Genomic DNA, 8,956 nt, shown 5'->3' on the forward strand with positions numbered 1-8,956 from the left:
CGCGATTAAATCGCCCCTAGATTGAACAAATTTCAATCCACAAAGATCAACACGCCTTAACTTATTCACTAAAATTTTTAGTAAATTCAGTCTACCGAGCTATGCTCTTAACATACCTAATAAAATGGACTAGGGCATGGCAAAGCTAATATTGGCAATTGATGACGATAAGTTGGTTCACCATATAATTGAGGAGTCTTTAGCAGGTTTTTGTAAAATTATTCATGCGAAAGATGGTGATGAAGGTTTAAGACTCACAAAAAAATACAAGCCAGATATTATCTTACTCGATATAGAAATGCCGGGTAAATCAGGTTTTGACGTTTGCCAAGTCATTAAAAAAAATGAGCAGACCAAAGACATCCCCGTTATGTTTCTATCATCCAATATCGAGTTGGCTGATCGTGTAAAAGGTTACAGTGCTGGTGCATCTGATTATATAGCTAAGCCTTTTAATGCCCAGGAATTGATGGCGCGCATAAAGGTGCTTTATGAATATCGTCAACAAGGTATAAAGTTAAAAAATGATGTAGAGCATGCAGAAAAAACGGCCCAAATAGCCATGACTGAATCCGGAGATATGGGGCGAATAATGCGTTTTGTTGGGCAAAGTTACCATGCTAATAATTTTCAATTATTAAGCGAATATTTTTTAGCATTTTTTACTCCTTTCAACTTAGATGTCGTGGTTGTGTTTTGGTACAAAAGCCAAGGCATATTTTATAGCTTACAAAGTGCGGTGTGCCCATTAGAGCAAGAATTGCTAGAACAACATAGGTATGCGCAGCGGTTTGTTGATGTTGGTGCCAGCACCATTATTAACTACCCTAAAGTATCATTACTGATAAAAAATATGCCCGTTGACGATACTGCTAAATTTGGACGTTACAAAGATTTGTTTCCGCACATTTTGGAGATCACCAATGAAAAAGCGATCACCATACAAAATAATGAGAATAGCTACGAACAGGCCGCGCAAATAGGCATTGCGCTTGAAGACATAGTAAAACAATTAGTTTCTCAGAATCAGGCACAAAACAGTATTACTAAACAGTTTATAGAACAATTACATGAGCTTGATTGTGCAATTAAACTGCAAAAAGAAAGTGATAAGCTTTGTGACTTAACACCTTACTTTACTAAGCTAGATCAAACTATGCAGCTATTTACTTCTGCTAATAGCGATTTAGCATTTATTAAATGTCAGCTTAAGCAAATTAGTGAAACTCGCAATGAGTTACTCGTTAGCTTGCGTAGTAACGCTGGTGAACTTGTCTTACAAAATACCACTGAAAATAATGATATAGAGCTATTTTAGTGCTTTAACTTGCACTGATTGATATACTGAACAGGTATTTTATCGTCGGAGTGTATAGTGGTTATTCAGTGTGCTTTTAAAGAGTGTCGCCCTTATTTAAATGAGTTAGAAACACGTTTTGGTTTGGCTCAATGGGCAGAACAAAGCAATGGTTTTAGCCTACATTATGACGATAGCGGCTTGAGTTTATATAAAACAGATGAACCTAAATTAGGCGCAATCAACGTTGATTTTGTAACCGGTGCAGCAGCGCATAGACGTAAGTTTGGTGGGGGGAAAGGCCAAGCAATTGCAAAAGCGGTTGGCTTAAACAAAGGGGCAACGCCCGTTGTGCTTGATGCAACTGCTGGCTTAGGGCGTGATGGTTTTGTACTTGCGTCACTAGGGTGCAACGTTATATTGCATGAACGTCATCCCGTAGTGGCCGCCTTATTGTATGATGGTTTACAGCGCGCTTATAACGACATAGAAATTGGCTCATGGATGAAGCAAAGTATGAGCCTCATCTTTGGTTCAAGCCATACTTTACTATCGCAATGTGAAAGCATCCCTGATGTAGTTTATTTAGATCCTATGTTCCCACATCGCGAAAAATCAGCTCTTGTTAAAAAAGAAATGCGTGTATTCCAAGAGCTTGTTGGTGCAGATACCGACGCCGACGATTTACTCGAATTCGCCTACCCACTCGCCAGTAAACGCGTAGTAGTAAAACGCCCCGATTACGCCCCATTTTTAAATGATCAAACCCCAAGTATGCAAATTAAAACTAAAAAAAATCGCTTTGATGTGTATGTAAAAGCAGCAATGGTTTAAACACTAAGAATAGATTGGTGTTTTTATACAATAAAGCCGGCTCATGTAAGAAGCATTATATTGGGCTGGATCTTAGGATCTAGCTTTTTGAATCTAGGATCTTGTGGCATTTTCATGTTAGAATTCGCGCAATTTTTTGGCATAGGTAAGTAGCATAGCAATGATCTTAGATGATATTCGCGTTGTTTTAGTTAACACATCACACTCAGGCAATATTGGTTCGGCAGCTCGCGCCATGAAAACCATGGGTTTATCAAAACTTTATTTAGTTGACCCCGCATGTGAAATAGACAGCCACGCGAGTGCTTTGTCTGCAGGTGCCAGTGATGTTTTAGGCAATGCAGTTATTGTTGGGACTGTTGAAGAAGCGATTGCCGATTGTGCATTAACAATTGGCACCAGTGCGCGCTCACGTACGCTTTCTTGGCCTATGGTTGAACCACGTGAATGTGGTGAAAAACTGGTTGCAGAAGCTGTAAATGGCCCTGTAGCACTTGTGTTTGGTCGTGAGAACAGTGGTTTAAGCAACGATGAATTACAGCTTTGTAATTACCATGTATGCATCCCTGCGAATCCTGAATACAGCTCGCTTAACTTAGCGATGGCTGTGCAAACGTTGTGCTACGAAACGCGCATGGCGTTTTTAAATCAACAGCCTAAAAAGGTTGAAGAGGATGACACGGTTTACCCAAGCTCAAAACAAACTGAGTTGTTTTATGACCACCTTGAAGAGACACTGTTTAACACTGGCTTCATCATAAAACAGCACCCAGGTATTGTAATGACAAAGTTACGTCGCTTATTTAACCGTGCTCGTCCAGAAGATGCCGAGATGAACATTTTACGCGGTATTCTCACCTCAATTAATAAGTCTATCCCTAAGTAACTTAGGTATAGCGATTAGTTATAAAAGACCGGGACTAATTAACGCGCTAATACTTGACTAAATTACTCAGGTAATTACAATGGCTGTAATACTTGACTAAAGAGGTCAAGTATTGAAAATTTGTTAACTCTACAATTTAAAAGTAAGAGTGTTTAAATCAAATTTTTATCAAGTGATAATACTTGACTAATTTACTCTGGTAATTAAAATTTGCACTCTTTGTGCAGGGGGCGTTATGAAGTTAACATCAAAAGGCAGATATGCCGTTACAGCGATGCTGGATGTTGCACTGCACACAGGTGTAGGTCCTGTAGCCCTTGCTGATATTTCACAGCGACAAGAAATTTCTTTGTCATACCTTGAACAATTATTTGCCCGTTTACGTAAAAATGGCTTAGTGAGTTCTGTTCGTGGGCCTGGTGGTGGTTATTTACTAGGGCGAGAAACGAACGTTATTTCTGTTGGCGATATTATTAGCGCCGTAGACGAATCGGTCGATGCAACACGTTGCCAAGGTGCCGATACCGGCTGTCAGAGTGGCATGCGTTGTTTAACACATAATTTGTGGTCAGATTTAAGCGCACGTATAGAAGAATTTTTGAACAATATCACCCTTGCTGAATTGGTGGAAAAGTCAGATGTGAAAGAAATAGCATCGCGCCAAGATAACAGTATTAATAATGCAATCAAGCAGTTGGAAAACATTCAAGTAAGCTGTCAACTTTAAGGTTGACCTGCAGCGGAGAGAGAAATGAAGTTACCGATTTATTTAGATTACGCAGCGACCACGCCTGTTGACGAACGTGTTGCTAAAGAAATGATGCAATGCCTGACAATGGACGGTAAATTTGGTAACCCTGCGTCACGTTCACATCGTTTTGGTTGGCAAGCAGAAGAAGCCGTTGACCAAGCGCGTAATGATATTGCGGATTTAATTAATGCAGACCCACGTGAAATAGTTTTCACATCGGGTGCAACTGAATCAAATAACCTTGCTATTAAAGGTGCCGCACAGTTTTACAAAAAGAAAGGTAAACACGTTATTACCGCTAAAACTGAGCACAAAGCTGTTATCGACACATGTCGTGAGCTTGAGCGCCAAGGTTTTGAAGTAACGTATATGGACGTTGAAGAAAACGGCCTACTTGATCTGCAAAAACTAGCCGACACAATGCGTGATGACACCGTACTAGTAAGTATCATGCACGTTAATAACGAGCTAGGTGTAATTCAAGATATCGCAACTATTGGCGAAATGTGCCGTGAACGTAAAATCATGTTCCACGTAGATGCTGCACAAAGTGCGGGTAAAGTACTTATCGACATACAACAGCTTAAAGTTGATTTCATGTCGTTTTCTGCACATAAAGCGTACGGTCCTAAAGGTGTTGGTGCACTTTATGTTCGTCGTAAACCACGTGCTCGCTTAGAAGCGCAAATGCACGGTGGCGGACATGAACGTGGTATGCGTTCTGGTACGCTTGCTACTCACCAATTAGTGGGTATGGGAACTGCATTTAGAATCGCCAAAGAAGATTTTGAAAAAGATTACGCACACATCAGTGCATTACGTAAACGTCTAATTGACGGCATTATGTCTGATATGGACGAAGTATACTTTAACGGCACACAAGACCAATCAGTACCAGGTATTATAAACATCAGCTTTAACTTTGTTGAAGGTGAGTCGTTACTTATGGCAGTAAAAGACATTGCAGTATCGTCAGGTTCAGCCTGTACATCTGCAAGCTTAGAGCCTTCTTATGTACTGCGTGCACTTGGCCGTAACGACGAATTAGCACATAGCTCAATTCGTTTTAGTATTGGTCGTTTTACTACCGAAGAAGAGATTGATTACACCGTCGAATTAATGAAAAACTCTATCGGTCGCCTACGTGAGATGTCTCCACTTTGGGAGATGCATCAAGAAGGTATTGATTTAGATTCAGTTGAATGGGCCCACCACTAATAGTGTGAGCACATACCCTAGCAGGTAATGAGGATAGAATAATGGCTTATAGTGATAAAGTAATCGACCACGTAGAAAACCCACGTAACGTAGGTACTCTAGATAAGAATGATCCGTCAGTGGCAACGGGTATGGTAGGCGCACCAGCATGTGGTGACGTAATGAAATTGCAAATCAAAGTATCTGCCGAAGGCGTTATTGAAGATGCAAAATTCAAAACCTATGGTTGCGGTAGTGCAATTGCTTCATCTTCACTTGTTACAGAGTGGGTTAAAGGCAAAACGCTAGACGAAGCAGCGACAATTAAAAACACTGATATCAGTGCCGAGCTTGAATTACCACCAGTGAAAATTCACTGTTCAATTTTAGCCGAAGACGCAATTCAAGCAGCAATTGCAGACTACAAAAGTAAACAAGCGAAGTAAGAAGAGAAACTCATGGCAGTGACATTGACAGATGCGGCAGCAAACCGCGTACAATCATTTTTAGCAAACCGCGGTAAAGGTTTAGGCCTGCGCGTTGGCATTAAAACGACGGGCTGTTCAGGTCTTGCTTATGTACTTGAGTTTGTTGACGATTTAAACGAAGACGATGAAACTTTTGCGGCTAAAGGTGTCACATTAATTGTTGACGCTAAAAGCTTAGTTTACATCGATGGCACAGAGCTCGATTACACTAAGGAAGGCTTAAATGAAGGGTTTAAATTTAGAAATCCTAACCAAGCAGATGAGTGTGGTTGTGGCGAAAGCTTTACCGTTTAAGCTTTAAATATCTTTGTAGTATAAATAAGCCCTGCCAGTTAATGTAGGGCTTTGTTATTTTTGAAATTAATTTCTGAATATTATTGGTTGAAGTTATGCGTTACTTTGAATTATTTGCAGTCCCCGTTGATTACAATATTGATTTAGCAACAGTTAACAAGCACTACTTGGAATTACAGCGTACTGTACATCCTGATCGCCACGCGAATGCGAGCAGCCGCGATAAATTAATGGCCGTGCAAAGCGCCGCCGAAATTAACGATGCGTTGCAAATATTAAAGCACCCAGTAAAGCGTGCCGAGTATATGCTGAGCGAGCTAGGCGTTGATATTCGTGCAGAGCAGCAAACCTTGCAAGATCCAATGTTTTTAATGCAACAAATGGAACTTCGCGAAGAACTTGAAGAGCTAACATCATCGCGCGATCCTGATACTGCGATTGCAAATTTTGAAAAACAAATTAAGCAACTAAACACGCAGTACAGTGTACAACTTGCCGAGCAACTCGCAAGTAACGATGAGCAGCAATATCAACTTGCCGCTGATAATATTCGTAAACTGAAGTTTGTTTATAAGTTACGCGACGAACTTGAACGTATTGAAGATAGTTTATTTGACGATTAATTACTTGCTGCAAAGCGAGCAACACGAGTTTAAAGAGCATTATGGCATTATTGCAAATTGCTGAGCCGGGGCAGAGCGCGGCACCACACGAACATAAACTAGCGATTGGTATTGACCTTGGTACAACCAATTCATTGGTAGCAACAGTGCAAAGTGGCGAAGCCCGCACGTTAACTGATGAGCTTGGCGCGGCTATGTTACCGTCGGTTGTTCGTTATCAAGCCGGTGGTATTACCGTTGGCGCAGAGGCAGCGCAAGCTGCAACGCAAGACCCTGCGAATACACTTATTTCGGTTAAACGCTTTTTAGGTAAAACTCAGACTGAAATAGAGCAAAGTTATGGCCAATTACCGTATGTGTTCTGTGAACACAATGGTGCGCTAGCAATCGAAACTGCGGCAGGTAAAATCAGTCCAATTAAAGCATCAAGCCACATTTTAGCTGCATTAAAAGCACGCGCCGAACAAAGTTTTGGCAATCAAGAGATTTTAGGGGCTGTAATTACAGTGCCTGCGTACTTTGATGACGCGCAGCGCCAAAGTACTAAAGATGCAGCAGAGCTTGCAGGCATTAACGTACTACGTTTATTAAATGAGCCAACAGCAGCAGCCGTTGCTTATGGTTTAGATTCTGGCCAAGAAGGTATTATTGCTGTTTACGATTTAGGCGGTGGTACATTTGATATATCAGTACTTAGATTACACCAAGGTGTGTTTGAAGTAATGGCAACTGGCGGCGACTCAAGCTTAGGTGGTGATGACTTTGACTCACTACTTGTTGATTACTTTAAGCAGCAAACTGGTGTGTCAGCGTTGTCACCTTCAGTTTTACGTTTATTCATCAATAAAGCAAAAGCGTGTAAAGAAGCACTTAGCCAATATGCAAAAGTGAACGTAGGTCTTGAGTTTGACGATCAAAAATACACAGTAGAAGTAACACGCGAAACGTTTGACGAAATGGCTATGCCTCTCGTTAAAAAAACACTGCGTTCGTGTCGTCGTGCTGTAAAAGATGCTGGCATTGAAAACGAAGAAGTACTGCAAGTTATTATGGTTGGCGGTTCAACCCGTATGCCACTTGTACGTAGCCAAGTACAAAGCTTTTTTGATAAAGAGCCGCTAACTTCAATCGACCCTGATCGCGTTGTCGCCTTAGGCGCTGCACTTCAAGCTGACGTATTAATTGGCAATAAGCCCGATTCTGACATGTTATTGCTTGATGTTTTACCGTTATCGTTAGGCCTTGAAACGATGGGCGGTTTGGTTGAAAAAATCATTCCACGTAATACCACGATTCCAGTGGCTCGCGCACAAGAATTTACAACGTTTAAAGACGGTCAAACAGCCATGTCATTACATGTGCTGCAAGGTGAGCGTGAACTTGTTGATGATTGTCGATCGCTTGCTAAGTTTAGCTTAAAAGGTATTCCGCCAATGGCGGCAGGTGCTGCGCATATTCGTGTTACCTTCAAAGTTGATGCCGATGGTCTATTAAGTGTTTCAGCTATGGAAAAATCAACAGGCGTACAAGCGGAGATTCAAGTTAAACCGTCGTTTGGTTTATCTGATGACCAAGTAGCTAATATGCTAAAAGAGTCAATGAGTAACGCTAAAGGCGATATGCAAGCACGTATGCTTAAAGAGCAACAAGTAGAAGCACTGCGTGTTATTGAAGCGCTTAATGCATCACTTGCAAGCGATGGATCATTACTAGACGATACGCAACTAGCAAACTTACGCGCTGAAATTGCAGAACTAGTAAAAGTGCGCGAAAATGCACAAGAACCAAACGAAATTAAAGCCGCTATCGAAAAAATCGATAATGCGAGTAGCGACTTTGCATCGCGCAGAATGGATGCATCAATTAAAAAGGCCCTTACAGGGCAGTCAGTAGACAACATTTAAGAGAGATTAGAATGCCACAAATTGTTTTTCTTCCACATCCTGAATTATGTCCTGACGGTGCGGCTATTGAAGCTCCAACAGGTCAAACGGTACTCGACGCTGCACTTAAAAATGGTATTAGCATTGCGCATGCCTGTGAAAAGTCGTGTGCATGTACTACGTGTCACTTAGTGATTCGCGAAGGATTTGACTCACTTGACGAAAGTGATGAGCTAGAAGATGACATGCTAGATAAAGCATGGGGTTTAGAGCCAGAGTCACGCCTTGGTTGCCAAGCAATTATAAGAGATGAAGACCTAGTAGTTGAAATACCTAAGTACAATCTCAATATCGTTAATGAAGAGCACTAGTTTTTAACGATGTATTTTTTAAAAGCCGCTGTTTGATACAGCGGCTTTTTTGTTTGTCAATTGTAAGTGCAACGAGTAAAGCTCGTAGGTTATTCTGTAGACGCGCAGCTTGCAGGCGTGATGTGTTTTGGCTCGAAGGTAAATATAGAAGCTGCGCTTCTCACGTGAGCAAGCTCAACGTCTACAGTAAATTTTAAATTATACATTTATTTTGTAGACGCACAGCTTGCTGGCGTGATGTGTTTTAGCTTGAAGGTAAATATAGAAGCGGCGCTCCCCACGAAGCAAGCTCAACGTCTACAGTAAATTTTAAATTATACATTTATTTTGTA

General features: G+C 41.1%; 10 protein-coding genes. All 10 read left to right on the forward strand.

Going from position 1 to position 8,956, the window contains the following annotated elements; all coding sequences use genetic code 11:
• Window positions 1-136: 136 nt before the first annotated feature.
• Window positions 137-1,318, forward strand: coding sequence for a response regulator (locus tag CWB66_RS18800; protein WP_138586560.1), 1,182 nt, complete (start codon window positions 137-139; stop codon window positions 1,316-1,318).
• A gap of 57 nt (window positions 1,319-1,375) precedes the next feature.
• Window positions 1,376-2,131 (forward strand): class I SAM-dependent methyltransferase, encoded by a 756-nt coding sequence (locus CWB66_RS18805; RefSeq protein WP_138586561.1) that lies wholly within the window; start codon window positions 1,376-1,378, stop codon window positions 2,129-2,131.
• A 160-nt stretch (window positions 2,132-2,291) separates the two neighbouring features.
• The gene (gene trmJ / locus CWB66_RS18810) at window positions 2,292-3,017 is read left to right on the forward strand and encodes a tRNA (cytosine(32)/uridine(32)-2'-O)-methyltransferase TrmJ (protein ID WP_138586562.1); all 726 of its coding nucleotides are present in this window, start codon (window positions 2,292-2,294) and stop codon (window positions 3,015-3,017) included.
• Window positions 3,018-3,252: 235 nt separating this feature from the next.
• The gene (gene iscR, locus CWB66_RS18815) at window positions 3,253-3,744 is read left to right on the forward strand and encodes a Fe-S cluster assembly transcriptional regulator IscR (protein ID WP_024612845.1); all 492 of its coding nucleotides are present in this window, start codon (window positions 3,253-3,255) and stop codon (window positions 3,742-3,744) included.
• A gap of 24 nt (window positions 3,745-3,768) precedes the next feature.
• A complete protein-coding gene (locus CWB66_RS18820) occupies window positions 3,769-4,986 on the forward strand; it encodes an IscS subfamily cysteine desulfurase (protein WP_077536140.1) in 1,218 nt (405 codons plus the stop codon).
• Window positions 4,987-5,027: 41 nt separating this feature from the next.
• Window positions 5,028-5,411: a Fe-S cluster assembly scaffold IscU gene (iscU, locus tag CWB66_RS18825; protein ID WP_007377675.1), complete on the forward strand. Its 384-nt coding sequence runs from the start codon at window positions 5,028-5,030 to the stop codon at window positions 5,409-5,411.
• A 12-nt stretch (window positions 5,412-5,423) separates the two neighbouring features.
• The gene (gene iscA, locus CWB66_RS18830; protein WP_007377674.1) at window positions 5,424-5,747 is read left to right on the forward strand and encodes an iron-sulfur cluster assembly protein IscA; all 324 of its coding nucleotides are present in this window, start codon (window positions 5,424-5,426) and stop codon (window positions 5,745-5,747) included.
• Between the two features lie 95 nt (window positions 5,748-5,842).
• The gene (gene hscB, locus CWB66_RS18835; protein ID WP_138586563.1) at window positions 5,843-6,370 is read left to right on the forward strand and encodes a co-chaperone HscB; all 528 of its coding nucleotides are present in this window, start codon (window positions 5,843-5,845) and stop codon (window positions 6,368-6,370) included.
• A gap of 41 nt (window positions 6,371-6,411) precedes the next feature.
• On the forward strand, window positions 6,412-8,274 hold the full coding sequence (gene hscA, locus CWB66_RS18840) for a Fe-S protein assembly chaperone HscA (protein WP_138586564.1): 1,863 nt from the start codon (window positions 6,412-6,414) through the stop codon (window positions 8,272-8,274).
• 11 nt (window positions 8,275-8,285) lie between these two features.
• On the forward strand, window positions 8,286-8,624 hold the full coding sequence (gene fdx / locus CWB66_RS18845) for an ISC system 2Fe-2S type ferredoxin (protein WP_007377671.1): 339 nt from the start codon (window positions 8,286-8,288) through the stop codon (window positions 8,622-8,624).
• The last annotated feature ends 332 nt before the right edge of the window (window positions 8,625-8,956 follow it).

It is taken from the genome of Pseudoalteromonas sp. S558 (genome assembly GCF_005886635.1).
GTDB classification, from domain to species: domain Bacteria; phylum Pseudomonadota; class Gammaproteobacteria; order Enterobacterales; family Alteromonadaceae; genus Pseudoalteromonas; species Pseudoalteromonas aliena.

Bases quoted from the DNA above. Each gene is read 5' to 3' on its own strand.
- CWB66_RS18800 (WP_138586560.1), top strand. From the start codon at position 137: ATGGCAAAGCTAATATTGGCAATTGATGACGATAAGTTGGTTCACCAT.
- trmJ (WP_138586562.1), top strand. From the start codon at position 2,292: ATGATCTTAGATGATATTCGCGTTGTTTTAGTTAACACATCACACTCA.
- iscR (WP_024612845.1), top strand. From the start codon at position 3,253: ATGAAGTTAACATCAAAAGGCAGATATGCCGTTACAGCGATGCTGGAT.
- CWB66_RS18820 (WP_077536140.1), top strand. From the start codon at position 3,769: ATGAAGTTACCGATTTATTTAGATTACGCAGCGACCACGCCTGTTGAC.
- iscU (WP_007377675.1), top strand. From the start codon at position 5,028: ATGGCTTATAGTGATAAAGTAATCGACCACGTAGAAAACCCACGTAAC.
- iscA (WP_007377674.1), top strand. From the start codon at position 5,424: ATGGCAGTGACATTGACAGATGCGGCAGCAAACCGCGTACAATCATTT.
- hscB (WP_138586563.1), top strand. From the start codon at position 5,843: ATGCGTTACTTTGAATTATTTGCAGTCCCCGTTGATTACAATATTGAT.
- hscA (WP_138586564.1), top strand. From the start codon at position 6,412: ATGGCATTATTGCAAATTGCTGAGCCGGGGCAGAGCGCGGCACCACAC.
- fdx (WP_007377671.1), top strand. From the start codon at position 8,286: ATGCCACAAATTGTTTTTCTTCCACATCCTGAATTATGTCCTGACGGT.